The 25,825-nt window shown below is 51.0% G+C and carries 24 protein-coding genes, 2 tRNA genes and 3 other RNA genes; 14 read left to right on the top strand and 15 right to left on the bottom strand.

What is annotated here, in order from left to right:
- Positions 1-209: 209 nt before the first annotated feature.
- The 7 genes from DBY68_RS22025 to DBY68_RS22055 form a co-directional block, all read right to left on the bottom strand.
- Positions 210-340: non-coding RNA, RtT sRNA (locus tag DBY68_RS22025), on the bottom strand.
- A gap of 46 nt (positions 341-386) precedes the next feature.
- A non-coding RNA gene (locus DBY68_RS22030) (RtT sRNA) lies at positions 387-517 on the bottom strand.
- A gap of 45 nt (positions 518-562) precedes the next feature.
- A tRNA-Tyr gene (locus tag DBY68_RS22035) sits at positions 563-647 on the bottom strand.
- A 35-nt stretch (positions 648-682) separates the two neighbouring features.
- Positions 683-814: non-coding RNA, RtT sRNA (locus DBY68_RS22040), on the bottom strand.
- Between the two features lie 43 nt (positions 815-857).
- A tRNA-Tyr gene (locus tag DBY68_RS22045) sits at positions 858-942 on the bottom strand.
- A gap of 159 nt (positions 943-1,101) precedes the next feature.
- A complete protein-coding gene (gene purU / locus DBY68_RS22050) occupies positions 1,102-1,944 on the bottom strand; it encodes a formyltetrahydrofolate deformylase (RefSeq protein ID WP_108476873.1) in 843 nt (280 codons plus the stop codon).
- Positions 1,945-1,992: 48 nt separating this feature from the next.
- Entirely contained in the window at positions 1,993-2,451 is a 459-nt protein-coding gene (locus DBY68_RS22055) for a YchJ family protein (RefSeq protein WP_108476872.1), read from the bottom strand.
- A gap of 111 nt (positions 2,452-2,562) precedes the next feature.
- Between DBY68_RS22055 and rssA the strand changes: the two genes are divergently transcribed.
- The 3 genes from rssA (at position 2,563) to galU (ending at position 5,684) form a co-directional block, all read left to right on the top strand.
- On the top strand, positions 2,563-3,474 hold the full coding sequence (rssA, locus tag DBY68_RS22060; RefSeq protein WP_108476871.1) for a patatin-like phospholipase RssA: 912 nt from the start codon (positions 2,563-2,565) through the stop codon (positions 3,472-3,474).
- Positions 3,475-3,564: 90 nt separating this feature from the next.
- On the top strand, positions 3,565-4,578 hold the full coding sequence (gene rssB / locus DBY68_RS22065; protein ID WP_108476870.1) for a two-component system response regulator RssB: 1,014 nt from the start codon (positions 3,565-3,567) through the stop codon (positions 4,576-4,578).
- A 197-nt stretch (positions 4,579-4,775) separates the two neighbouring features.
- Positions 4,776-5,684, top strand: a complete 909-nt coding sequence (gene galU / locus DBY68_RS22070) for a UTP--glucose-1-phosphate uridylyltransferase GalU (protein WP_108476869.1) — start codon at positions 4,776-4,778, stop codon at positions 5,682-5,684.
- A gap of 151 nt (positions 5,685-5,835) precedes the next feature.
- On the opposite strand, the gene hns is transcribed toward galU, so the two are convergent.
- Positions 5,836-6,249 (bottom strand): histone-like nucleoid-structuring protein H-NS, encoded by a 414-nt coding sequence (gene hns / locus DBY68_RS22075; RefSeq protein WP_108476868.1) that lies wholly within the window; start codon positions 6,247-6,249, stop codon positions 5,836-5,838.
- 879 nt (positions 6,250-7,128) lie between these two features.
- Here hns and tdk point away from each other — a divergent pair.
- Positions 7,129-7,758 carry a thymidine kinase gene (tdk, locus tag DBY68_RS22080; protein ID WP_108476867.1) on the top strand — a complete coding sequence of 210 codons (630 nt, stop codon included), beginning with the start codon at positions 7,129-7,131 and terminating at the stop codon, positions 7,756-7,758.
- Between the two features lie 173 nt (positions 7,759-7,931).
- Here the strand turns inward: tdk and adhE are convergent, their stop codons facing one another.
- On the bottom strand, positions 7,932-10,607 hold the full coding sequence (gene adhE, locus DBY68_RS22085; protein WP_108476866.1) for a bifunctional acetaldehyde-CoA/alcohol dehydrogenase: 2,676 nt from the start codon (positions 10,605-10,607) through the stop codon (positions 7,932-7,934).
- Between the two features lie 487 nt (positions 10,608-11,094).
- Here adhE and DBY68_RS22090 point away from each other — a divergent pair, with 487 nt between their 5' ends.
- The 7 genes from DBY68_RS22090 to DBY68_RS22120 all read left to right on the top strand — a co-directional run bounded on the left by DBY68_RS22090 (position 11,095) and on the right by DBY68_RS22120 (position 18,926).
- On the top strand, positions 11,095-11,742 hold the full coding sequence (locus tag DBY68_RS22090; RefSeq protein WP_108476877.1) for a YchE family NAAT transporter: 648 nt from the start codon (positions 11,095-11,097) through the stop codon (positions 11,740-11,742).
- 714 nt (positions 11,743-12,456) lie between these two features.
- Positions 12,457-14,088, top strand: coding sequence for an oligopeptide ABC transporter substrate-binding protein OppA (gene oppA / locus DBY68_RS22095; RefSeq protein WP_108476865.1), 1,632 nt, complete (start codon positions 12,457-12,459; stop codon positions 14,086-14,088).
- An 84-nt stretch (positions 14,089-14,172) separates the two neighbouring features.
- On the top strand, positions 14,173-15,093 hold the full coding sequence (gene oppB, locus DBY68_RS22100; protein WP_108476864.1) for an oligopeptide ABC transporter permease OppB: 921 nt from the start codon (positions 14,173-14,175) through the stop codon (positions 15,091-15,093).
- 14 nt (positions 15,094-15,107) lie between these two features.
- A complete protein-coding gene (gene oppC / locus DBY68_RS22105) occupies positions 15,108-16,016 on the top strand; it encodes an oligopeptide ABC transporter permease OppC (RefSeq protein ID WP_108476863.1) in 909 nt (302 codons plus the stop codon).
- Positions 16,017-16,027: 11 nt separating this feature from the next.
- Complete coding sequence (locus DBY68_RS22110) at positions 16,028-17,041, top strand: ABC transporter ATP-binding protein (protein ID WP_108476862.1); 1,014 nt, start codon at positions 16,028-16,030, stop codon at positions 17,039-17,041.
- Complete coding sequence (oppF, locus tag DBY68_RS22115) at positions 17,038-18,042, top strand: murein tripeptide/oligopeptide ABC transporter ATP-binding protein OppF (protein ID WP_108476861.1); 1,005 nt, start codon at positions 17,038-17,040, stop codon at positions 18,040-18,042. The genes DBY68_RS22110 and oppF overlap by 4 nt, the downstream gene beginning before the upstream one ends.
- A 56-nt stretch (positions 18,043-18,098) precedes the next feature.
- Positions 18,099-18,926 (top strand): ion transporter, encoded by an 828-nt coding sequence (locus DBY68_RS22120; RefSeq protein WP_108476860.1) that lies wholly within the window; start codon positions 18,099-18,101, stop codon positions 18,924-18,926.
- A 33-nt stretch (positions 18,927-18,959) separates the two neighbouring features.
- Here DBY68_RS22120 and DBY68_RS22125 read toward each other — a convergent pair whose 3' ends face one another.
- Both DBY68_RS22125 and cls read right to left on the bottom strand, forming a co-directional pair.
- The gene (locus DBY68_RS22125) at positions 18,960-19,289 is read right to left on the bottom strand and encodes an HI1450 family dsDNA-mimic protein (RefSeq protein ID WP_108476859.1); all 330 of its coding nucleotides are present in this window, start codon (positions 19,287-19,289) and stop codon (positions 18,960-18,962) included.
- Positions 19,290-19,323: 34 nt separating this feature from the next.
- Positions 19,324-20,784, bottom strand: a complete 1,461-nt coding sequence (cls, locus tag DBY68_RS22130; protein ID WP_108476858.1) for a cardiolipin synthase — start codon at positions 20,782-20,784, stop codon at positions 19,324-19,326.
- Between the two features lie 142 nt (positions 20,785-20,926).
- Here cls and DBY68_RS22865 point away from each other — a divergent pair, with 142 nt between their 5' ends.
- Entirely contained in the window at positions 20,927-21,100 is a 174-nt protein-coding gene (locus DBY68_RS22865) for a YciY family protein (protein WP_146745496.1), read from the top strand.
- Between the two features lie 43 nt (positions 21,101-21,143).
- Here DBY68_RS22865 and DBY68_RS22135 read toward each other — a convergent pair whose 3' ends face one another.
- On the bottom strand, positions 21,144-21,440 hold the full coding sequence (locus DBY68_RS22135; protein WP_015964170.1) for a YciI family protein: 297 nt from the start codon (positions 21,438-21,440) through the stop codon (positions 21,144-21,146).
- Between the two features lie 223 nt (positions 21,441-21,663).
- Here DBY68_RS22135 and tonB point away from each other — a divergent pair, with 223 nt between their 5' ends.
- On the top strand, positions 21,664-22,386 hold the full coding sequence (gene tonB, locus DBY68_RS22140) for a TonB system transport protein TonB (protein WP_108476857.1): 723 nt from the start codon (positions 21,664-21,666) through the stop codon (positions 22,384-22,386).
- A 38-nt stretch (positions 22,387-22,424) separates the two neighbouring features.
- Here tonB and DBY68_RS22145 read toward each other — a convergent pair whose 3' ends face one another.
- From DBY68_RS22145 to pfkB, 3 genes are all read right to left on the bottom strand, one after another.
- Complete coding sequence (locus tag DBY68_RS22145) at positions 22,425-23,285, bottom strand: fructosamine kinase family protein (RefSeq protein ID WP_108476856.1); 861 nt, start codon at positions 23,283-23,285, stop codon at positions 22,425-22,427.
- A gap of 105 nt (positions 23,286-23,390) precedes the next feature.
- Positions 23,391-23,678, bottom strand: a complete 288-nt coding sequence (ghoS, locus tag DBY68_RS22150) for a type V toxin-antitoxin system endoribonuclease antitoxin GhoS (RefSeq protein ID WP_233503919.1) — start codon at positions 23,676-23,678, stop codon at positions 23,391-23,393.
- Between the two features lie 87 nt (positions 23,679-23,765).
- A complete protein-coding gene (gene pfkB / locus DBY68_RS22155) occupies positions 23,766-24,701 on the bottom strand; it encodes a 6-phosphofructokinase II (RefSeq protein WP_108476854.1) in 936 nt (311 codons plus the stop codon).
- A 315-nt stretch (positions 24,702-25,016) separates the two neighbouring features.
- On the opposite strand from pfkB, the gene DBY68_RS22160 reads away from it, so the two are divergent.
- Positions 25,017-25,775 (top strand): YdiY family protein, encoded by a 759-nt coding sequence (locus tag DBY68_RS22160; RefSeq protein ID WP_108476853.1) that lies wholly within the window; start codon positions 25,017-25,019, stop codon positions 25,773-25,775.
- Positions 25,776-25,825 lie beyond the last annotated feature (50 nt).

Below are 25,825 nucleotides of genomic sequence, written 5' to 3' on the forward strand. Positions count from 1 at the left end.
TTCACCATGTCCCCGAACACCTGTCTACCATGTCCCCGGACCGTACACTCCCTGAGGGAGAGGGAACGGCTCGCAGTCGTGGTTAAGTTCTGCCCTGGTCTTCTCCCTCTCCCTCAGGGAGAGGGCCGGGATGAGGGTTGTTGAGATTAGAGAATGAGGCTAAAGCGAACAATCTGAATTTTTATTGAATGTGTTGCTTCAGGAAGTGATGGTGGTGGGGGAAGGATTACTCAGCGCTACGCGCTTCGCCCTTCGGGTCGTTGCCTGCGGCAACGCTTTCTCGCTGCGCTCGAATCGAACCTTGGTCGAAGCTTCTCATCCTTCCCGCATGGGCAGGATATGAAACGTTATCGATAAGTTTGAATTTGGCTTTTATCAGGAAATGATGGTGGTGGGGGAAGGATTACTCAGCGCTACGCGCTTCGCCCTTCGGGTCGTTGCCTGTGGCAACGCTTTCTCGCTGCGCTCGAATCGAACCTTGGTCGAAGCTTCTCATCCTTCCCGCATGGGCAGGATATGAAACGATATCGATAAGTTTGAATTTGGCTTTATCAGGAAGTGATGGTGGTGGGGGAAGGATTCGAACCTTCGAAGTCGATGACGGCAGATTTACAGTCTGCTCCCTTTGGCCGCTCGGGAACCCCACCAGGGGTAATTCTAATGTTGAGATGATGCTTTGAAATGGTGGTGGGGGAAGGATTATTCGTCGCTTCGCTCCTCACCCTTCGGGCCGTTACCTTCGGTAACGTTCTCTTGCTAACGCAAGAGTCGAACCTTAATCGAAGGTTCTCACCCTTCCCCGATAAGTGCAAACATCAACTCTCTCATCGGTAGTACCACATCGCAGTGGTGAATAATGGTGGTGGGGGAAGGATTCGAACCTTCGAAGTCGATGACGGCAGATTTACAGTCTGCTCCCTTTGGCCGCTCGGGAACCCCACCACGGGGTATTGCTTGGTACTGGCCTGCTTCCTTGTGGGGAAGCGGGGCGCATCATATCAAATGACGCGCCGCTGTAAAGCTTTCGTTTGAATAAAATGAACCGTTTGCGTACTTTTCATCCGTAACGCGTTAAAGGCAACCAGTTCATTTTGTTAGTGATTAAAGAATAATCGTCCGGTTGCCGTAGACGAACACGCGTTGTGCCAGCACCTGGTATAACGCGCGGCTTAATACATTCTTCTCGACGTCGCGACCGGCGCGCATCATATCTTCTGCGGTATAGGTGTGATCTACGTGAATCACGTCCTGCATGATGATTGGGCCTTCGTCCAGATTATCATTCACATAATGCGCAGTCGCACCGATGATCTTCACGCCGCGCTCGTAGGCCTGGTGATAAGGACGCGCACCGATAAAGGCTGGCAGGAACGAGTGGTGAATATTGATAATTTTATTCGGGAAGCGTGACACAAAGTTTGGCGTCAGCACGCGCATGTATTTTGCCAGCACGACATAATCCGGTTCGTATGCTTCAATGGCATCGGCCATTTGCTGATCGTGTTCATCGCGGGTCAGCCCTTCGTGGCTTACCAGCTGGAACGGAATATCAAAACGCTCAACCAGCGTGCGCAGCGTTTCATGGTTGCCAATCACCGCGGCAATTTCTACATCCAGGCCGCCGTAATTTGCTTTCATCAGCAAATCACCCAGGCAGTGCGCCTCTTTGGTGACAAGAATAACGATACGGCGACGACCCGCCGGGTTCAGTTCGCGAATAGAACCTTCCGGTAATGCGCTGTCTAAATCCGCCAGCAGCGTGGCATCGTTAAATATGCCTTCAAGCTCGGTGCGCATAAAAAAGCGCCCGGTGCGGTGATCAACAAATTCATTGTTCTGCACGATATTCAGTTCATGCTTGTAACAAATGTTGGTAATTCGTGCGATCAGGCCTTTTTGATCGGGGCAGATTGTGCGGAGAACTTTTCGTTGTAATGAGTGCATTGCCGGGTAAATCCTGTTGATGATGTTTGCGAAACTGAGTGGGGCAGATTACTGCCCGCAGCATTTTTTAAATTTTTTACCTGAACCGCAAGGGCAGGGGTCATTGCGGCCAAATACGGGGCGAGTGCCATCAATATAATACCACTGACCGTTTTCTTTTAAGAATCTTGAACGCTCAATGATAGCGCCGTTCTTGTTATGGTCGTGAAAACGCGCCACGAAGCTCACAAAACCTTCGCCGTCGTGTGCCCCGTCTTCTGTCGCGAAGACGGTAAGCCCAAGCCATTGCGTTGTCGCAAAGCCGTTTTCAATGTCCTTGCGATAGTCACTCGCCTGGCAGGATGGATGCCAGGTTTTGATTAAATAATCTGCGTTTTTCATCACAAAAGCGCTATAACGTGAGCGCATAAGCTGTGACGGCGTCGGTGCAACCTGTGCACCAGACAGATAACGTTGGCAACATGCGCTATACTCGACTGCGCTGCCACAGGGGCAAAGTTCAGACAAAATCGTCTCCCTGTACAATAATGAATGGCGCGATTGACGCCGGGTGGCACTATGTTAACCGAGCGGTGGCAATGTTGCCACGATGAAGCGAGAGGATGTCCACCGGTACGAATGCGAAAAATTAAAATTGGTTTGGCTTTGGGGTCGGGCGCTGCGCGTGGCTGGTCTCACATTGGTGTCATAAAAGCACTACAGCAAATGGGAATAGAGATAGATATCGTCGCGGGTTGTTCCATCGGTTCGCTGGTGGGCGCGGCGTACGCCAGTAATCGTCTCCCCGCACTTGAAAAGTGGGTCTGCTCCTTTAGCTACTGGGATGTGCTGCGCCTGATGGATCTCTCCTGGCGTCGCGGCGGATTGCTGCGCGGTGAGCGCGTGTTCAGTCACTATCGACAGGTCATGCCCAACGATACCATTGAGCGTTGTGAAAAACGCTTTGCCGCCGTTGCGACGAATCTCAGTACCGGAAGAGAGCTGTGGTTTACCAAAGGCGATCTGCATATGGCCGTGCGCGCATCCTGTAGTATTCCTGGCCTGATGTCGCCGGTGTTGCATAATGGCTACTGGCTGGTTGACGGTGCGGTAGTCAACCCCATTCCCGTTTCGCTGACGCGCGCACTCGGTGCAGATATCGTGATAGCCGTCGATCTGCAGCATGATGCGCATCTGATGCAACAAGATTTAATGTCGGTCAATATACAGCCCGACCCGGAGGAGAGCGATAATCCTGATACGCTCTCCTGGCGTGAGCGCTTACGCGTGCGTTTAGGCCGTGTAGCATCGCGCCGCACGTCCGTGACGCCAACGGCGATGGAAATCATGTCCACTTCGATTCAGGTGCTGGAAAACCGTCTGAAACGAAACCGGATGGCAGGCGATCCTCCGGATATTCTGATTCAACCATTTTGTCCGCAGATCTCGACACTGGATTTTCACCGAGCCTCTTCTGCAATTGCCGCAGGTCAGTTAGCGGTCGAAAAAAAGACAGATGAGCTCTTACCTTTAGTTCGTGCCTCAATTTGAGACACTTTTAAGACTACTTAAGCAAAATCTGACAGGCGATTGTGTGAATAGCATGCCACTATTTATTTATCGTCGGCCAGGGGAGATATCATGACGCAGCCATTGGCGGGAAAACAGATCTTGATTGTCGAGGACGAACCCGTTTTCCGCTCCCTTCTGGATTCGTGGCTCTCTTCGCTGGGCGCAGAAACCTCTCTTGCGCAGGACGGCGTAGCGGCACTCGAGATCATGGCGACGCTTCAGCCTGATTTGATGATTTGCGATCTTGCCATGCCGCGTATGAATGGCCTTACGCTGGTGGAGCAGGTGCGTAACAGCGGGGCGAAACTACCCATTCTGGTTATCTCGGCCACAGAAAATATGGCCGACATCGCCCGGGCATTAAGGCTAGGGGTGCAGGATGTGTTGCTAAAACCGGTAAAGGATTTGAACCGGTTGCGGGAAACCGTGTTTGCCTGTCTCTATCCCAATATGTTTAATTCTCGGGTAGAAGAGGAGGAGCGGTTATTCGAGGACTGGGATGCTCTGGTTAACAATCCCTCTGCCGCAGCAAAACTCCTTCAGGAACTGCAGCCACCTGTTCAGCAGATTATCTCGCATTGCCGGATTAATTATCGTCAATTAGTTCTTGCTGATAAACCGGGCCTGGTACTGGATATTGCGCCGCTCTCGGAAAACGATCTGGCGTTTTACTGTCTTGATGTTACGCGTGCGGGAGATAATGGCGTATTAGCAGCACTGTTATTACGCTCGCTGTTCAATGGCTTGTTGCAGGAGCAACTTTCTCACCAGGGGCAACGACTGCCAGAATTGCGCAGTCTGCTCAAACAGGTGAATCAACTTTTACGTCAGGCCAACCTGCCCGGGCAGTTTCCTCTGCTGGTGGGGTATTACCACAGCGAGCTGAAAAATTTGATTCTGGTTTCAGCCGGGCTCAATGGCACATTAAATACCGGTGAACATCACATACAAATTAGTAATGGCGTACCTTTAGGTACGCTGGGCAATGCTTACCTTAATCAAATTAGCCAACGTTGCAGTTCCTGGCAGTGTCAGATTTGGGGAAATGGTGGCCGTTTGCGTTTAATGTTGTCTGCGGAATGAGCAAACGCATTTTCCTCACAGGATAGCTTTAACGGCTTATCTTTCATGGTGGTACTATCAGCAGGTTTGATACGTATAAATCTTAATTCGAGGTCAGCGCGTCCTTTTCGGAGCAGCCCCACCTGGCTGTGATGATATACTCAACGCGTTATTAATTAACGAGCAAGTTCAAAGTTTGAACAGTTCAGGAGATTTGAATGGCTGCCCTAAATTCGAAAGTGACTAAGGCCGTTATCCCGGTAGCGGGATTAGGTACCAGGATGTTACCTGCTACGAAGGCAATTCCTAAGGAAATGCTGCCGCTGGTAGATAAACCATTAATTCAGTATGTGGTAAATGAATGTATCGCCGCAGGTATCACTGAAATTGTGCTGGTCACTCACTCTTCCAAGAATTCGATTGAAAACCATTTTGACACCAGCTTCGAACTTGAAGCTATGCTGGAAAAACGCGTTAAGCGTCAGTTGCTGGAAGAAGTGCAATCTATTTGTCCACCGCACGTGACCATTATGCAGGTGCGTCAGGGCCTGGCTAAAGGGTTGGGACACGCGGTATTGTGCGCGCATCCTGTCGTTGGCGATGAGCCGGTCGCGGTTATTCTGCCAGACGTTATTTTGGATGAATTTGAATCCGATCTCTCCCAGGACAACCTGGCAGAAATGATTAAACGCTTTGATGAAACAGGTTCAAGCCAGATTATGGTTGAGCCGGTTGAGGATGTTACCGCTTACGGTGTGGTTGACTGTAAAGGTGCCCCGCTGGCACCGGGCGATAGCGTACCAATGGTTGGTGTGGTTGAGAAACCAAAAGCCGACGTTGCGCCGTCTAACCTGGCTATCGTTGGCCGTTATGTTCTGAGCGCTGATATTTGGCCGCTGCTGGCTAAAACCCCTCCGGGAGCCGGTGATGAAATTCAGCTGACCGATGCTATTGATATGCTGATCGAGAAAGAAACCGTTGAAGCCTATCATATGAAAGGCAAAAGCCATGACTGCGGTAATAAACTGGGTTATATGCAGGCTTTCGTTGAATATGGCATTCGTCATAAGACCCTGGGTAAAGAATTCACCGCGTGGCTTAAAGAGACGCTGGGCGTAGCGAAGTAATTTATTACATTGCCCTGAGCCGGGTTACCGACTGGTCGGTAACCCGGTTTTTTTTTGCCGTCATTAACTGTCGCGTAAAAAAACAGCAGTACCGTAACGTACAGATAAAAAAAAATCCCGCCAGAGCGGGATTCTTAGAGCAATTTCTGGATTAATCCTTGATCAGGAAATCTTCCAGAGATTTACCTTGCTCGTCCATTGCTTTTTTGATTACAGCAGGAGTACGACCCTGGCCGGTCCAGGTTTTGGTTTCGCCGTTTTCATCTACGTAGCTGTATTTAGCCGGACGTGCAGCGCGTTTTGCTTTGGTACCGGTTTTAGCAGCAGCAATGCTGTTCAGTAATTCGTTCGGGTCAATACCGTCAGCAATCAGCATTTCACGGTATTGCTGCAGTTTACGAGTGCGCTCTTCTACTTCAGCCGCTGCCGCGTTTTCTTCTTCGCGACGCTCGTTTACAACAACTTCTAATTTTTCCAGCATTTCTTCAAGCGTTTCAAGGGTGCATTCTCTTGCCTGCGCACGAAGAGTACGGATGTTGTTCAAAATTTTAAGTGCTTCGCTCATTGTAGTATTCTCAAACTTATATTGGGGGTGGTTTGTTGAAGTAATAATAGAGCGTTAAATTCAGTTGTGCAATAGGGAGGAATGTAAGGAATTCAAAATAACGTGTTATTTGGTGCTTTTATTAATATCTAAAAGTTAAATTTTTAGTGCTGCTTCACAACTTTACCCGCTCTATTGTCGGGAAAGCCTGAACTATAACACGCCAGCGAATGCAGGTCGTCTGTACTGAAACGCCGCCGGTTTATACCCCGTATGGATAAATATCAACCTTATGTATTAGTTGGTCCGTATCAATTTTGTGCTCTTCTTTATAGGTGATGAATGGTTACTATGCTAAATCACCCGTAAGAGGATACAGGCTGAACCGTTGCCCTTGCGTGATAGTAACATTGCTAATCTGTCGACTGCTCCGGGATAATAACAAACGCAGGTTGCCTTATACTGCTCCAGTCATACAGAAGAAACGTAGCCGTTATTCCCCCATTTTTTCTATTAAATCCATAGTTATGACGATGTTATTTTCCTGCTATTCAAATTGTCACCTAACCCGTTTTCAGCCTTTCTGGTTGCGGCAGGGTACTACGCGGATTTTAACGATATTTCTTATTTATTGATGTCGCTCTTATTTTTGCCTTACAACGCCAGGTGAAGTTTGGTGGGCGTATAATGTGCCAGGCCGCATCTGTCGGGCCCTGGAAGACAATATCGGTAATTTGTAACCTGAGGTGTCGTGATTTAATGAATAGTTCATCATTCTTAATGTTTATGACAGCGACGGTAAGACAAAAACCGCAGGTTTTGTGTGCCTGAGCGTAGGGCAGGATAAAATATGGTACACTGCCGGGGTCTGAAAACGTATTGATTAGGGTTTCGCGGCCAATGGCACAACTTTATTTCTACTATTCTGCAATGAACGCGGGTAAGTCTACAGCGCTATTGCAGTCATCATACAATTACCAGGAACGTGGAATGCGTACCGTGGTTTATACCGCCGAAATTGATGACCGTTTCGGTGCAGGCAAGGTCAGCTCGCGTATTGGGCTCTCTTCGCCGGCAAAGCTGTTTAACCAGAGTAGTCAGCTCTTTGATGAAATCAGCGCTGAGAACGCACGTGAGGCCGTAAACTGTGTGCTGGTGGATGAATGCCAGTTCCTGACCCGTGAACAGGTCTACGCGCTTTCTGACGTCGTCGATCAGCTTGATATCCCGGTATTGTGCTATGGCTTACGTACTGACTTCCGCGGTGAATTGTTTGGGGGGAGCCAGTATTTATTGGCGCTCTCCGATAAGCTGGTGGAATTAAAAACGATATGTTTCTGCGGGCGTAAAGCCAGCATGGTGTTGCGTCTTGATCAAGAAGGGCGTCCTTATAATGAAGGCGAGCAGGTGGTGATTGGCGGAAATGAACGTTACGTCTCTGTCTGCCGTAAGCACTATAAAGAGGCGCTGGAGGAGGGCTCTTTGGCCGTCATTCAGGATAAGCATCGTCACAGCCGTCACCCCGCCTGATTGCGCGCACGCGCGTTCTCTGCTCACGTCTGAGCTTCATCCGGCGTGAGTGGGAGCTCCTTCCCTGGTACGACATAAACCTGACTTGACGTAGTCGCATGAGTGAAAACGAGACAAAAAAAAGCTCCATCCTGAGATGGAGCTTTTTATCAGAGCGTTAGCTCAGGGGCTGATTAAGCGGATTTTTTCGCTTTTTTCTCAGTTTTTGCTGCTACAGCTTCTTTCTTCACTTCAACTTCGCCTTCGTGGTACTCACGTCCGTAGAAGGTATCCAGCAGGATTTGTTTCAGTTCAGAAATCAGCGGATAACGCGGGTTAGCGCCGGTGCACTGGTCGTCAAACGCATCTTCAGAGAGTTTGTCAACGTGTGCCAGGAAGTCCGCTTCCTGAACGCCAGCCTCACGGATGGATTTAGGAATACCCAGTTCCGCTTTCAGGCTTTCCAGCCAGGCCAGCAGTTTCTCAATCTTCGCCGCAGTACGATCGCCCGGTGCAGTCAGACCCAGGTGGTCAGCGATTTCAGCGTAACGACGACGTGCCTGCGGACGGTCGTACTGGCTGAATGCAGTCTGTTTGGTCGGGTTGTCGTTCGCGTTGTAGCGAATAACGTTGCTGATCAACAGGGCGTTCGCCAGACCGTGAGGAATGTGGAACTGAGAGCCCAGTTTGTGCGCCATGGAGTGACATACACCCAGGAAGGCGTTCGCAAACGCGATACCGGCGATGGTTGCTGCACTGTGAACGCGCTCACGTGCTACCGGGTTTTTAGACCCTTCGTGGTAGGACGCTGGCAGGTTTTCTTTCAACAGTTTCAGCGCCTGCAGAGCCTGACCATCGGAGAACTCAGACGCCAGAACGGAAACATAAGCTTCCAGCGCGTGAGTGACCGCATCCAGACCACCGAAAGCACACAGAGATTTCGGCATGTCCATAACCAGGTTGGCATCGACAATCGCCATATCCGGAGTCAGCGCATAGTCTGCCAGCGGATATTTCTGGCCGGTTGCGTCGTCGGTTACAACTGCAAACGGCGTAACTTCAGAACCGGTACCGGAAGTGGTGGTGACGGCGATCATTTTCGCTTTCACGCCCATTTTCGGGAACTTGTAGATACGTTTACGGATGTCCATAAAGCGCAGCGCCAGCTCTTCGAAGTGAGTTTCCGGGTGCTCGTACATAACCCACATGATTTTCGCAGCATCCATCGGGGAGCCGCCGCCCAGGGCGATAATCACGTCTGGTTTGAAGGAGTTCGCCAGCTCTGCACCTTTACGAACAACGGTCAGGGTTGGGTCTGCTTCAACTTCAAAGAACACTTCAACTTCAACGCCAGCCGCTTTCAGAACAGAAGTGATCTGGTCTGCATAGCCGTTATTGAACAGGAAGCGGTCAGTCACGATGAGCGCACGTTTGTGGCCATCAGTAATCACTTCATCCAGCGCGATTGGCAGTGAGCCACGGCGGAAGTAGATAGATTTCGGAAGTTTGTGCCACAACATGTTTTCAGCTCGCTTAGCAACGGTTTTCTTGTTGATCAGGTGTTTAGGACCAACGTTTTCAGAGATGGAGTTACCACCCCATGAACCACAACCCAGAGTCAGGGAAGGCGCGAGTTTGAAGTTATACAGGTCACCGATACCACCCTGAGAAGCCGGGGTGTTGATCAGGATACGCGCGGTTTTCATCATCTGACCGAAGTAAGCAACGCGTTCTGGCTGGTTGTCCTGGTCGGTGTACAGGCAAGAGGTGTGACCGATACCGCCCATTGCAACCAGTTTTTCTGCTTTCTGTACCGCGTCTTCAAAATCTTTGGCGCGATACATAGCCAGTGTCGGAGACAGTTTTTCGTGTGCAAACGGTTCGCTTTCGTCGACGACGGTCACTTCACCAATCAGAATCTTGGTCGTTGCCGGCACGGTGAAGCCTGCCAGTTCTGCAATTTTAGCCGCAGGCTGACCGACGATAGCCGCGTTCAGCGCGCCATTTTTCAGGATGATGTCCTGAACAGCTTTCAGCTCTTTGCCCTGCAGCATGTAGCCGCCGTGGCTGGCGAAACGTTCACGAACGGCGTCGTATACGGAGTCAACCACAACCACAGACTGTTCAGACGCACAGATAACGCCGTTGTCGAAGGTTTTAGACATCAGTACGGATGCAACAGCACGTTTGATATCAGCGGTTTCGTCGATGACAACCGGGGTGTTACCTGCGCCAACGCCGATGGCTGGTTTACCGGAGCTGTATGCAGCTTTAACCATGCCAGGACCACCGGTCGCGAGGATCAGGTTAATGTCCGGGTGATGCATCAGGGCGTTAGACAGTTCAACAGACGGTTGGTCAATCCAGCCGATCAGATCTTTCGGCGCGCCAGCAGCGATGGCTGCCTGCAGGACGATGTCTGCTGCTTTGTTGGTAGCATCTTTAGCACGCGGATGCGGAGAGAAGATGATAGCGTTACGCGTCTTCAGGCTGATCAGTGATTTAAAGATAGCGGTTGAAGTCGGGTTGGTAGTCGGGACGATACCACAGATAATGCCGATAGGTTCAGCGATGGTGATGGTACCGAAGGTGTCGTCTTCAGAGAGGACGCCACAGGTTTTTTCATCTTTATAGGCGTTATAGATGTATTCAGAAGCAAAGTGGTTTTTGATCACTTTATCTTCAACAATACCCATGCCGGATTCGGCAACAGCCATTTTTGCGAGAGGAATTCGAGCATCTGCGGCAGCCAGAGCGGCAGCGCGGAAGATTTTGTCGACTTGTTCTTGAGTGAAACTGGCATATTCACGCTGGGCTTTTTTTACGCGCTCGACGAGTGCGTTAAGTTCAGCGACATTAGTAACAGCCATAATGCTCTCCTGATAATGTTAAACTTTTTTAGTAAATCATCTGCTCGACAAGTCAGTATAGACAGAGCGCTACCAGCTTGCTTAGGCCATAAAGGAACAATCCACAACCCGTTCCCGACTCACTGATTTACTAAAAGAGCTTCGAACTCAAAGAGCGTTGCCTGATGGCTTTCAGAGAATCTCCCTGAAATCTGTCGGCGTAATCAAGATTACTCACTTCTGAGTATGAAATATGTGATCGGCGTCAAAAATACGCCAAGCTGACACCTTTCAGCAGCCCCATTTTAGTAAAGATTGTAAATTGTTAACCATGAGTTGTGATGATTGAGGTGAACATTAGCATAATTTAAATCAATATATAACATTCTGTATTTCCGCGATTTTTGCAGAATTCTGGTGAAGTATGCCGCCAAACAGCGTATCTTCTGCAGAGTTTTTGTATTCATTTTTCGTCAACTACCACTTTTTATGGTGTTTCGGAGTTCACGTGACTCAGGCTCTGTTTGATTTTCCGATTTTTGTGAAGTTTTTTATTGGCTTATTCGCGCTGGTAAACCCGGTGGGGATCATCCCCGTGTTCATTAGTATGACGAGCTACCAGACGGCAGCGGCGCGTAATAAGACCAATATGACGGCGAACCTCTCCGTCGCTATTATTCTGTGGACCTCGCTGTTTCTGGGCGACGGCATTCTGCAACTGTTCGGGATTTCCATCGACTCCTTCCGCATCGCGGGCGGGATCCTGGTGGTCACTATCGCGATGTCGATGATCAGCGGGAAACTTGGCGAAGATAAGCAGAACAAACAGGAAAAATCAGAGACGGCGATTCGTGAGAGCGTGGGTGTGGTGCCATTAGCACTGCCGCTGATGGCGGGGCCTGGGGCAATCAGCTCCACCATTGTGTGGGGGACGCGCTTTCATACGCTTCCTTATCTTGTCGGATTTACGCTCGCCATTGCGCTGTTTGCCTTCTGCTGTTGGGGGCTCTTTCGCATCGCGCCCTGGCTTGTGCGTTTGCTAGGGCAGACCGGCATCAACGTCATCACCCGTATCATGGGGCTGCTGCTGATGGCGCTGGGGATAGAATTTATTGTGACCGGAATAAAAGCCATTTTCCCAGGACTGGTAAGCTGACAATCTTTCCCAGCCGACAGAGCGGTAGCCTCTGTCGGTTGCTTCATTATTCGCAAATCCTATCGAATAACGTGCTAATGGTATGAATGATAAGTCTTAGTGATGACAGATAAAATTAAATAATATCATTGCGTTAGCGCTATTCCTTCCGTTGTGCACTGCCATCCCTTATGTTATTTCTCTCACACTATACTGTTACGCTTGCTGTCTGATAATCGAAATGATATTAGTAATTTTGACCCTCTGGCAGATTAATGTACTAAATAGTGAACAAATGTTAATTTTTTGTATATAAAACAAGCAAAGAGGCGATCGATTCGTCAATGGTTGTGGGTTTTATTTCATCTTTATGAAAAATAACGATTTTTCTTTGCGTGCGAGTGCTCCTGGATATCAGGGGAAGCGTTCGGCTGCCGATGAAAAGAGAATTGCTTAACAAATTTGCAAATTATATTGGCGGCGAAGAAGGGCATTTGGTACTTTCCGGCCTTATGTCGTCGCGGGTAATGAAGAAATAAATCAGGTGGCTCGACAGGGGAGACACCTGGAATGAATCGACGTCAGGCTGCCAAAGAGCGGCCGTAATAAAAAAGTCGGTGATAGCAAGCAGTAAAAAAACTGGCAGCCGCAAAAGCTCCTGCGCTGTACAGAGACCCCAAAGGGGATAACAGGCTGGCAAGTTCCAGTAATTATAATGAGCGGAGTATCAACACAATGTCCATCATCACGAAGAAAAGCGTAATCGCTGCAGGAATTTTCACGGCGCTATTGGCAGGGAACGCAGCAATGGCTGCTGATGTCCCTGCGGGTGTTCAGTTGGCAGAAAAACAGACGCTGGTGCGTAATAACGGCTCTGAAGTGCAGTCTCTCGATCCGCACAAAATTGAGGGTGTTCCGGAATCCAATATCAGCCGCGATCTCTTTGAAGGCCTGTTGGTCAGCGACCTCGACGGTCATCCCTCTCCGGGTGTGGCTGAGTCCTGGGATAACAAAGACTTTAAAGTCTGGACTTTCCATCTGCGTAAAGATGCGAAATGGTCTGACGGCTCTCCGGTTACCGCACAAGATTTCGTCTATAGCTGGCAGCGCTCGGTTGACCCGAAAACGGCATCACCGTACGCCAGCTACCTGCAATATGGCCATATCGCCAATATTGATGGCATCCTTGAAGGGAAAAAGCCGATTACCGACCTCGGCGTGAAAGCCGTTGATGATCACACTTTAGAAGTCACCTTAAGTGAACCCGTTCCCTACTTCTATAAACTGCTGGTTCACCCGTCAACCTCTCCAGTGCCTAAAGCCGCTATCGAGAAATTTGGTGAAAAATGGACCCAGCCTGCGAACATCGTGACCAACGGCGCGTATAAATTAAAAGACTGGGTGGTCAACGAGCGTATTGTTCTTGAACGTAGCCCTACTTACTGGGATAACGGCAAAACCGTTATTAACCAGGTAACCTACCTGCCGATTTCTTCTGAAGTGACCGACGTTAACCGCTACCGCAGCGGTGAAATCGACATGACGTATAACAACATGCCGATTGAACTGTTCCAGAAACTGAAAAAAGAGATCCCTGACGAAGTTCACGTTGACCCATATCTGTGCACCTACTACTACGAAATTAATAACCAACGTGCACCATTTACCGATGTTCGCGTGCGTACCGCGCTGAAACTGGGTATGGATCGTGACATTATCGTCAATAAAGTGAAAGCCCAGGGGGATAAACCGGCATTTGGCTTCACACCGCCTTATACCGATGGCGCGAAATTAACGCAGCCAGAGTGGTTTAGCTGGAGCCAGGATAAACGTAACGAAGAAGCGAAAAAACTGCTGGCGGAAGCGGGTTATACCGCCGATAAACCATTAACCATTAATTTGCTGTACAACACGTCCGATCTGCATAAAAAACTGGCGATTGCCGCCTCTTCAATCTGGAAGAAAAATATCGGCGTGAATGTTAAACTGGTCAACCAGGAGTGGAAAACCTTCCTCGATACACGTCATCAGGGAACCTTTGATGTTGCGCGTGCTGGCTGGTGTGCCGATTATAACGAACCGACATCCTTCCTGAATATGATGCTTTCTAATAGCTCGATGAATACCCCGCACTATAAGAGCCCGGCATTCGACAGCATTATGGCGGAAACGCTGAAAGTGACCGACGAGGCGCAGCGTACGGCGCTGTACGATAAAGCAGAACAGCAGCTGGATAAAGACAGCGCGATTGTTCCGGTTTATTACTACGTGAACGCCCGTCTGGTGAAACCGTGGGTTGGCGGATATACCGGCAAAGACCCAATGGATAATACGTATACTAAAAATATGTACATTGTGAAGCACTAATGGCAATACGTGAGGCAGGCCCGGCCTGTCTCACGGTGTCTCGCTTATCGCATTATTGAAGGCACTGGCCAAAAGGTACGGGCAATGTTGAAATTTATACTTCGTCGCTGTCTGGAAGCGATTCCGACGCTATTTATTCTTATCACCATTTCATTCTTTATGATGCGCCTTGCACCGGGAAGTCCTTTCACCGGTGAGCGCACCTTACCGCCAGAAGTCATGGCGAACATTGAAGCGAAATACCACTTAAACGATCCCATCACCACGCAATACTTCAGTTACCTGAAGCAACTGGCGCACGGCGATTTCGGGCCTTCTTTTAAATATAAAGATTATTCGGTTAACGATCTGGTGGCGAGTAGCTTCCCGGTATCGGCGAAACTGGGGGCGGCCGCCTTTATTCTGGCGGTGGTATTGGGTGTGACTGCGGGCGTAATTGCGGCGCTTAAACAAAATACCAAATGGGACTATTCGGTAATGGGTATCGCGATGACAGGGGTGGTGATCCCCAGCTTTGTCGTCGCGCCGCTGCTGGTGATGATCTTCGCCATTACGCTGAAATGGCTTCCCGGCGGAGGCTGGAACGGCGGGGCGCTGAAATTTATGATCCTGCCGATGGTGGCGCTGTCGCTGGCCTATATTGCCAGTATTGCGCGTATCACCCGCGGCTCAATGATTGAGGTGCTGCACTCCAACTTTATCCGCACCGCGCGCGCGAAAGGCCTGCCGATGCGGCGGATTATTTTCCGTCACGCCTTAAAGCCTGCGTTGCTGCCGGTACTCTCCTATATGGGGCCCGCGTTTGTCGGCATCATCACCGGTTCAATGGTTATCGAAACCATCTATGGCCTGCCGGGTATTGGGCAACTGTTTGTCAACGGCGCACTGAACCGCGATTACTCGCTGGTACTGAGCCTGACCATTCTGGTCGGGGCGTTGACTATTCTGTTTAACGCGGTAGTGGATGTCCTCTACGCCGTGATTGACCCTAAAATCCGTTACTGAGTCTGGAGTTCGCCATGATATTGAGTAAGAAAAATAGCGAGGCGCTGGAGAACTTCAGTGAACAACTGGATGTTGAAGGTCGCAGCCTGTGGCAGGATGCGCGCCGTCGCTTTATGCATAACCGCGCGGCGGTTGCCAGCCTGGTGGTATTAGTGCTGATAGCCCTGTTCGTGACCCTGGCGCCGATGCTGTCGCAGTTCTCCTATTTTGATACGGACTGGGGAATGATGTCGAGCGCGCCAGATAGGGAATCCGGTCACTACTTTGGGACTGACTCCTCCGGGCGTGACTTGCTGGTGCGTGTGGCAATCGGCGGGCGAATCTCGCTGATGGTCGGGATTGCCGCAGCGCTGGTGGCGGTGATTGTCGGCACGCTTTACGGTTCGTTGTCCGGTTACCTCGGCGGCAAAGTCGACTCGGTAATGATGCGTCTGCTGGAAATCCTTAACTCCTTCCCGTTCATGTTCTTCGTTATCCTGCTAGTGACCTTCTTTGGTCAGAACATCCTGTTGATTTTCGTGGCTATCGGCATGGTTTCCTGGCTGGATATGGCGCGTATCGTTCGTGGGCAAACGCTCAGCCTGAAACGCAAAGAGTTTATCGAAGCCGCGCAGGTCGGCGGTGTTTCTACTGCCAGCATCGTGGTGCGCCACATTGTGCCGAACGTACTTGGCGTGGTGGTGGTTTATGCGTCGCTTCTGGTGCCGAGCATGATTCTGTTTGAATCTTTCCTGAGTTTCCTTGGACTGGGTACCCAGGAGCCGCTGAGTAGTTGGGGCGCGTTGCTCAGTGATGGTGCCAACTCGATGGAAGTTTCTCCCTGGCTGCTGCTGTTCCCGGCGGGTTTCCTGGTGGTTACCCTGTTCTGTTTCAACTTTATCGGCGATGGCCTGCGTGATGCCCTCGACCCGAAAGACCGTTAAGGAGAGCCGTGATGAGCGTAATTGATACGGCTAAAGCGCCGCAAACGCAGGCGCAAACGGGCCTGCTGCTGGATGTAAAAGACTTGCGCGTCACCTTTAAAACGCCTGATGGAGATGTGACGGCAGTAAATGACCTCAACTTTACTCTGCGCGCCGGGGAAACACTGGGCATCGTCGGTGAGTCCGGTTCCGGTAAATCACAAACTGCTTTCGCGCTGATGGGGCTACTGGCGGGTAATGGGCGGATTGGCGGCTCGGCCACCTTTAACGGGAAAGAGATCCTTAATCTGCCAGAACACGCTCTGAACAAGCTGCGCGCCGAGCAAATCTCGATGATCTTCCAGGATCCGATGACCTCGCTGAACCCGTATATGCGCGTCGGTGAGCAGTTGATGGAAGTTCTGATGCTGCATAAAAACATGAGTAAGGCTGAAGCGTTCGAAGAATCGGTCAAAATGCTTGATGCGGTAAAAATGCCGGAAGCGCGTAAACGCATGAAGATGTATCCGCATGAGTTCTCTGGTGGGATGCGCCAGCGCGTGATGATTGCGATGGCGCTGCTGTGTCGGCCTAAGTTGCTGATTGCCGATGAACCTACTACGGCGCTGGATGTCACGGTACAGGCGCAAATCATGACGCTGCTTAATGAGCTGAAGCGTGAGTTTAATACCGCGATTATCATGATTACCCACGATCTCGGCGTCGTTGCCGGTATTTGTGACAAAGTATTGGTGATGTACGCCGGGCGCACCATGGAATATGGCAACGCGCGCGATGTGTTCTATCATCCGGCCCATCCTTACTCTATTGGCCTGCTCAATGCGGTACCGCGACTTGATGCCGAAGGCGAATCGTTGCTGACCATCCCGGGTAATCCACCCAACCTGCTTCGTCTGCCGAAGGGGTGTCCATTCCAGCCGCGCTGTCCGCACGCAATGGAAATTTGCAGCAGCGCGCCGCCTCTGGAGACATTTGCGCCGGGTCGTTTACGCGCCTGCTATAAGCCTGTGGGGGAACTGGTATGAACGCCGTCACCGAAGAGAGAAAAATTCTGCTCGAAATCGCGGACTTAAAAGTCCACTTTGATATTAAGGATGGCAAACAGTGGTTCTGGCAACCGGCTAAAACCCTGAAGGCTGTGGATGGCGTAACGCTGCGTTTGTATGAAGGGGAAACGCTGGGTGTGGTCGGTGAATCTGGCTGCGGGAAATCCACTTTTGCACGTGCGATTATCGGCCTGGTGAAAGCCACCGACGGGCGTGTGGCCTGGCTGGGTAAAGATTTGCTCGGCATGAAAGCGGATGAATGGCGCGACGTACGTAGCGATATTCAGATGATTTTCCAGGATCCGCTGGCCTCGCTCAACCCGCGCATGACTATCGGTGAAATCATCGCCGAGCCGCTGCGTACTTATCATCCGAAAATGCCGCGCCAGGAAGTGCGCGATCGGGTGAAAGCGATGATGATGAAAGTGGGGCTACTGCCGAACCTGGTCAACCGCTATCCACATGAGTTTTCCGGCGGTCAGTGTCAGCGAATTGGCATTGCGCGTGCGCTGATACTTGAACCGAAACTGATTATCTGTGATGAACCCGTTTCTGCGCTGGATGTGTCCATTCAGGCGCAGGTTGTGAACCTGTTACAGCAGTTGCAACGTGAAATGGGTCTGTCGTTGATCTTTATTGCCCACGATCTGGCGGTGGTGAAACACATTTCCGATCGCGTGCTGGTGATGTATCTGGGGCATGCCGTGGAGCTGGGCACCTACGACGAGGTGTATCACAATCCGCTGCATCCTTATACCAAAGCGTTGATGTCGGCGGTGCCGGTTCCCGACCCGGATCTGGAAAAGCAAAAAACCATTCAGTTGCTGGAGGGAGAATTGCCATCGCCAATTAACCCTCCGTCGGGCTGCGTCTTCCGTACCCGTTGTCCAATTGCCGGGCCGGAGTGTGCGAAAACCCGACCGGTGCTGGAGGGGAGCTTCCGGCACGCGGTTTCCTGCCTGAAGGTAGACCCGTTATAATCGCAAGGGCTGACAACTGTCAGCCCTTTTTCTTATGAGGTTAAAACGTGTTGGTCATGCAAACTTTTCGTCGGCGGATTTACCACGCGCTGTTCGACCATAACCGGCGTTCGGCACGGCGCTTTGAAGCACTTTGTGGGGTATTTGCCCTGTTAAGCGTGGTGGTGATTTTTATTGAATCGGGCATCGGAACCACTTATCACCTGACTTACGATGAATGGCACCTTTTTGTATGGGTGGAAGTCTTCTTCACGCTGGTCTTTACCCTCGAATATATTTTGCGTGTCTTCAGTTGGCCGCAGCCTGCGCGTTATGTTTTTAGTCTCTGGGGGATAATCGACCTTGCCACCATTTTACCGTTTTACGTGATTATGCTGTGGCCTCAAATTGGCATCGATTATCTTTTTGCCTGGCGAGCAATGCGTGTCATTCGCGTGCTGCGGATTCTGAAATTGTTACGCCTGATGCCCGCATTAAATGGTATTTGGGGAGCGATTGTAAAATCGCGTCATCAGCTAATTCTGTTTTACGCCTTTATCTCAATCGTGATGGTGGTCGCGGGCGCATTAATGTACGGCATTGAAGGGCCGGCGAATGGTTTCACCACCTTAAGCACCTCGGTCTACTGGGCGATTGTTACCGTCACGACCGTAGGCTACGGTGATATCACGCCGCATACGGCGCCGGGACGGGCGGTAGCATCGTTACTGATTTTGATTGGTTATTCCGTCATCGCCATTCCGACCGGCATTATTACCTCGCAAATGAGCGGTGAAATCGCTAAACGTCAGCTGGCAAGAATTTGCCCGGACTGTAAGCAAAGTGGGCATGAAACCGCCGCGAAATATTGTAAAGCCTGTGGTGGGAAACTACCGGAAGAATAAAAAAGGGCAGCGCTGGCTGCCCCTTCACACATCTTATTCGCGCCAGAGAATATGGCACAATTTATGGTCTTTTTCGCGGCATAACAGTACGCGCGCAAAGATATCGTTAATGTCGCCACCGTCTGTATCGGCAAGGCCAATGACCACTTCGGCGAAAAAGTCAGGGTTCAAATCGAAATCAACGTGTTCCTGCCAGTCTTCAGACGGATCGAATAACTCTGCGCCGCCGCGTTCTTCAAACTGTAAGTTAAACAGAATGACATCTGCGGGATCGAGGTTATCAACCGCCAGTTCGAGAAAAATATCGTAAGCCTGTTCGAGCGTTTCGTCTTCGGTCAGGCGATTGTTTAAATCCATATCCATGATGATTACCTGTTTAACATCTGATGGGCACGTTTTACAGCAACGGGCTAAAGAAGTAAAACAGTCGCTCGGCGATACGGTGCCAGAACGGGCGTTTCACCCATAAACGGGCGTCCAGCAGGCGGGAGCGGGAGATATAATCATCCTGCACCGCCGCGAGATCGCCACCGAAGCCGGCATCATCGATGACCAGCGTAATTTCGAAATTAAGCCACAGGCTGCGCATATCCAGGTTGACGGTACCCACCAGGCTTAACTCGCCATCGACCAGCACGCTTTTGGTATGCAGCAGGCCGCCTTCAAACTGATAGATTTTGACGCCCGCCGCCAGCAGCTCGGTAAAGAATGCCCGGCTGGCCCAGCCGACAAGAACCGAGTCATTCTTGCGCGGCAGAATAATGCTGACGTCGACACCGCGCTGTGCGGCGGTACAGATAGCATGAAGCAGATCATCGCTCGGCACGAAGTAGGGGGTGGTCATAATCAGGTACTCACGCGCCGCGTAGGTTGCGGTGAGCAGCGCCTGGTGGATCAAGTCTTCCGGGAAACCGGGGCCTGAGGCAATAGTATGAATCGTGTGCCCGCTGGCTTCTTCAAACGGCATAATATTGGTGTCTGGCGGTGGCGGCAGAATTCGCTTGCCCGTTTCGATTTCCCAGTCGCAGGAATACACGATCCCCATCCCGGTGGCGACCGGGCCTTCCATACGCGCCATTAAATCAACCCACTGACCAACACCGGAGTCCTGCTTAAAGAAGCGTGGATCCACCATGTTCATGCTGCCGGTGTAGGCAATATAGTTGTCGATCATGATCATTTTACGGTGCTGACGTAGATCCATGCGTCGCAGGAATACACGCATCAGGTTAACTTTCAGCGCCTCAACCACTTCGATGCCGGAGTTACGCATCATCGCCGCCCATGGGCTACGGAAGAAGGTGACGCTGCCCGCCGAATCGAGCATCAGTCGGCAGTGAACACCACGTCGCGCCGCAGCCATCAGCGACTCCGCAACCTGATCGGCCATGCCACCAGGCTGCCAGATGTAAAACACCATCTCAATATTGTGGCGTGCCAGTTGGATATCGCGGATCAGCGCCTGCATCACGTCGTCAGAGCTGGTCAGCAACTGAAGCTGGTTTCCCTTCATACCCGCGATGCCCTGGCGGCGTTCGCAAAGCTTAAATAAGGAAGAGGCTACCGGACTGTTGTCTTCTGCGAAAATATGTTTGCACGCTTTTAGATCGTTGAGCCATTTCGCGGTGGAAGGCCACATCGCACGAGCGCGCTCGGCCCGGCGTTTGCCGAGATGAAGCTCGCCCACCGATAGATAAGCGATAATCCCGACCAGCGGCAGAATGTAGATAACCAGCAACCATGCCATTGCTGAAGGAACCGCGCGGCGTTTCATCAGAATACGCAGCGTCACCCCTGCAATTAACAACCAGTACCCCAGAATAGCCAGCCAACTCACGACGGTGTAAAAGGTTGTCATAGTCAGAAAGTCCTTTTGAAAGCGTTTGTTATGAGTTTACGCATCAAGATTCATCTGGCAAATAAAAACGCGAGGGAAAAGCGCTGGTAAGCCGTTTTCCCGGGGGTATAATGAGCTCTCTTCTTCGATAAGAGCGGTAGAAATGAAGCGTAGTAGACCGGAAGTGGGGCGCTGGCGGATGTTGCGTCAGGCGAGCCGCCGCAAAGCTCGTTGGCTGGAAGCGCAGTCACGTCGTAATATGCGTATCCACTCCATCAGAAAGTGCCTGGTCGGGCGACAGCGGAACTGTTTGCTGTATGCCATTTACGATCTTTAATGGCAAAAGGGCACCGCTTGCGGTGCCCGATGTTTTTCTGGCTTCAGAATACTTTCTTGTACGGGCGCACGGTCACGCGTTCATACACACCCGCCGCCACATATGGGTCGTCCTGTGCCCAGGATTGCGCCGCTTCCAGTGATTCAAATTCGGCAATGACCGTCGAGCCGCTAAAACCCGCAGCGCCGGGATCGTTGCTATCAACCGCAGGCATTGGGCCTGCTGTTAAAAGGCGACCTTCATCATGCAGCAATTGTAGACGCGCCAGGTGAGCCGGGCGGACGGACAGACGTTTCTCAAGGGTGTCGGCGTAATCTTCAGCGTAAATGACGTAAAGCACGGGCAGAGCTCCTGTTTTTAGTTAGCTGTAAATTACGGTAAGTGAAAGCGACTACGACTGCAATGCAAAGTTAAAACAATGATAAAGCAGGGTGGCAGGGCGTGCTTTTTTTCAGCAAAAGCGGCGGAAACTTGACGGAAGATAAGAAGGCTTATTGAATATGATTGCTATTTGCATTTAAAATCACTCTCATCATTTTTCAACAGTAACGATTATGACTTCAATGACCCTTGATTTACCTCGCCGCTTTCCGTGGCCAACATTGCTGTCCGTTGGTATTCACGGTGCCGTCGTGGCGGGCCTGCTTTACACCTCGGTACATCAGGTTATTGAACTGCCCGCACCCGCTCAGCCTATCTCTATTACGATGGTTGCGCCTTCCGACCTCGAGCCGCCTCAGGCGGTTCAGCCACCGCAACCCGTAGCTGAGCCTGAACCCGAGCCAGAGCCGGAAGTGGTTCCTGAGCCGCCAAAAGAGGCGCCAGTGGTTATCGAAAAACCGAAACCGAAGCCGAAGCCAAAACCGAAACCTAAGCCGGTGAAAAAAGTGGAAGAGCGTAAGCCGGAAGTGAAACCGGTAGAAACGCGGCCATTATCGACGACAACAAACGATGCGCCACCTGCGCGTTCCGTCGCCAATAACCAGACTGGCACCAGCAAGCCGACGATCACCGCGCCAACCGGGCCAAAAGCGTTAAATCGCTCTCAGCCAAGCTATCCGTCTCGCGCACTGGCGCTGCGTATTGAGGGTAAAGTTCGCGTGAAGTTTGATGTGACAGCAGATGGTCGAGTGGAAAATGTTCAAATTCTTTCCGCGCAGCCGTCGAATATGTTTGAACGTGACGTGAAAGCCGCGATGCGCAAATGGCGTTACGAAGCTGGCAAGCCGGGTAACGGTTTGATCATGAACATTGAGTTCCGCCTCAAAGGCGTACAAATGAACTAGACGAGAAGCCCCCAAATACGGGGGCTTTCTTCTTTGGTTTACGCTGCCAGCACGTTATCCAGCGCTTTCTGCGCAATCACCAGATGTTGCCCGCCGAACAGAATCGCCCGGTTAAATAAGGTATAAAGTTGATAGACCGATTGGCGTTCAAGAAAATCAGCCGGCAGCGGGGCGACAGACTGGTAGCCGTCATAGATTTGCGGTGGCTGTTCCGGATGCAGCGGTAGCATCGCCAGATCGCATTCACGGTCACCCCAATAGCAGGCAGGATCGAAGATATAAGGGCCGTTCGGGCCCAGAGCACAGTTGTTGGACCACAAATCGCCGTGTAATAACGCCGGCTGCGGCTGATGTGAGCTCAGGCGTTGCTGAACATGCTCGACAATGGCATCAATGTCGCCAAACTCCATCCCTTTTTCCGCCGCCAGTTCAAGTTGCCAGCCAATACGCTGTTCGGCAAAAAAGGTAGACCAGCGCCGCTGCCAGGCATTTGGCTGCGGCGTTGTGGAGAGATCGTTATCAAAATCGAGGCCAAACTGCGGCTGGTCGCTCCATTGGTGCAGTCGCGCAATTTGTTGCCCTAGTAAGAATGCGTTGTGCGCGTCCAGCGGGCGGGGAGGGAGATACTCCATCACCAGAAAGCTGTAATCGCGGTCTGAACCGACGGCAAAGACCTTCGGCACCGTCACGGTTTTACTACGAGACAAGAGTTCGAGCTGGTCAGCTTCCGCCGTGAAGATGGGCAGTAGCTCACGCTCATCGCATTTCACAAAGAGATCGCGACCTGCGTAGCGAATATGCCATGCGGCGTGGATTTCACCGCCTGGCAGTTCGTCGCGCTGCTCGATTTCACCTTTGCCGAGTTGTTCACTTAACAGGTTACCGATCGCTTGCCACATGATGTCTCTCCCCATGTTTTCTGCCAGATCATAAGGTTAGCGCACAAATGCGGTGCAAAAACTCGAACTAACGCACAACCAGGAGTTAAAATGCCGCAACAGCATTTATTGATCTTTCAGCCACTGCTCGAATGTGATGACCTCAATATCGACAGCTTTGTCGATAGCGGTTTCCGCGAGCCCACCAACTAACGCCTTAATTTCCTGACTATTTTGCGGGCTAACCAGGCCGAATGTATTGGTACCCAGTTCATGGACTTTTCCGTCATCATCCGTGAGCGTCAGAGTAAATCCGGCGCGTGTCAGATGATTATTGAGTTCATTAAGCTCAGTCAGCGTCTCTTCCTGAAATTTAATCGTCACGACGTAACGGGTGATTTCACCGCTCATAATTCACCTCATTGTTAATACAAGAATTTTTTTAGCATAGTCGATTGGCGTGATTTCGCGACCCGGGCGGAGATTCCGGGCCGGATATCATTATTTATTCTGCGACAAGTAATCGAAGATTTGCTGCGTGTTCTCGTGTGAGCACAGACGCGTGCCCTGATTAATCGTGGCCGCGCTCCCGGCGGCGACGCCGTAACGCACCATCTCCTCAAGCCCGGCATTTTCGGCCAGTTTCAACACCATCGCACCAACCATGCTGTCACCCGCGCCAACGGTGCTCTGGCTTTTAATCGGCGGCGGCACGACCTGAACGCAATTTTTCGCATCCACGGCAAGTGCGCCCTGCGCGCCGAGTGACACGACCACGCGTGCGGCTTTTCCACTGTGAATGATCTCTTCGGCTGCTTTACGGACATCATTTGGCTGAATTAAATCGCGTTGCACTAATGCGCTAAGCTCTTTCTGATTCGGTTTGACTAACTCAATGTTGCCGATATCCAGTGCGGCAGCCAGCGCATCGCCGGAGCTATCCACGACACAACGCACGCCATGTTGTTGTGCTGACTTAATCAGTGCGACAAAGCGTTCAAGGCTAACGCCGGGGGGAAGACTGCCGCTTATCACGAGAAGTGAACCGGCTTCAATTTGGGTGACTTTCTCTTCGAGCTTACGGATCTCATCTTCATGTAGCGTTGCACCAGGCATCACGAAGCGGTATTGCTCCCCACTGGTGTTCACGTGAACATGGAGATTCTGGCGCGTCCACTCCCGCGCCTCAACACATTCAACCGGAACATGTTCTTCGGTTAGCAGGGCGGCGAGGTGTTCCCCCGTCGCGCCGCCTATGGGAAAAATGGCCGTCGCTTTTCCGCCTAAAAACGTAATCGCGCGGGCGACGTTGATACCACCACCGCCGGGCTCAAATACAGGTGAGCTACAACGTAGTTTCCCCTCTGGATAAATTTGCGGCGTCTGCGTGGCGCTGTCGAGTGAAGGAGCGAATGTGAGCGTATAAATTTTAACCATTATTATTACCTCCCTTTATGACCGTAAAGCCAGACTTGTCTCAGCCAGAATGTAAGTCTGGCACTGAAAAGGGGAGAGTGAAAGTTACAACACTATAATTTTCAATAAAATGGAAAGCTTTACCTTCCTGTATCTATATGAAATAAAGCGCGTTTTAAGATCGTTCTTATTCAAAAAATGAAAGAAGAATTCATTGCTATGTTATGCGGCGCTTTTTATAATTTGTTACCTTTCAATGGACCGCCTGTCGTTGATCCTCGCGAAAGATTCCGGGACCGTTAAGGTCTCTTTTTTTGTTGTACGGACTCTTAATAAATGAAGCTTTTGAAGACAGTACCCGCGGCTGTGATGCTGCTGGGTGGCGTGTTTGCGTCAATGTACGCAGCTGCCGATGATTCCGTTTTTACTGTCATGGATGACCCTTCCTCCGCGAAGAAGCCTTTTGAAGGCACTGTTAATGCGGGCTACCTGGCTCAGTCGGGTAACACCAAGAGTTCTTCACTGACTGCGGATTCCACCATGACCTGGTATGGGAATACAACCGCCTGGTCTCTGTGGGGAAATGCCAGCAATACCTCTTCTAATGATGAGCGATCTTCTGAAAAATATGCGGTAGGCGGGCGTAGCCGTTATAACGTGACGGATGCTGACTATCTATTTGGTCAGGCAAGCTGGTTGACCGATCGTTACAACGGTTACCGCGAGCGTGACGTATTCACTGCCGGTTATGGTCGTCAGTTCCTCAATGGCCCGGTGCACAGTTTCCGTTTTGAATTTGGTCCAGGCGTTCGTTATGACAAGTACACCAATGACGAAACAGAAACCCAGGCTTTAGGTTATGCTTCAGGCACTTATGCCTGGCAGATGACCGATACGGCGAAATTCTCGCAGGGGGTTTCTGTGTTTGGTTCAGACGATACCACTGTGAACTCTGAAAGCGCCCTGAACGTCGCAATCAATGAGCATTTCGGCCTCAAGGTGGCTTACAACGTCACCTGGAACTCGGAGCCGCCAGCGACGGCGCCGGAACATACCGATCGACGGACCACGCTTTCGCTCGGTTATAAAATGTAATTTTAATCAGGCCGGAATAACCCCGGCCTGTTTGCCATAAATAACGCCAG

Origin of the sequence: Pseudocitrobacter sp. RIT415 (assembly GCF_003057695.2) — a bacterium.
Taxonomy (GTDB): domain Bacteria; phylum Pseudomonadota; class Gammaproteobacteria; order Enterobacterales; family Enterobacteriaceae; genus Pseudocitrobacter; species Pseudocitrobacter faecalis.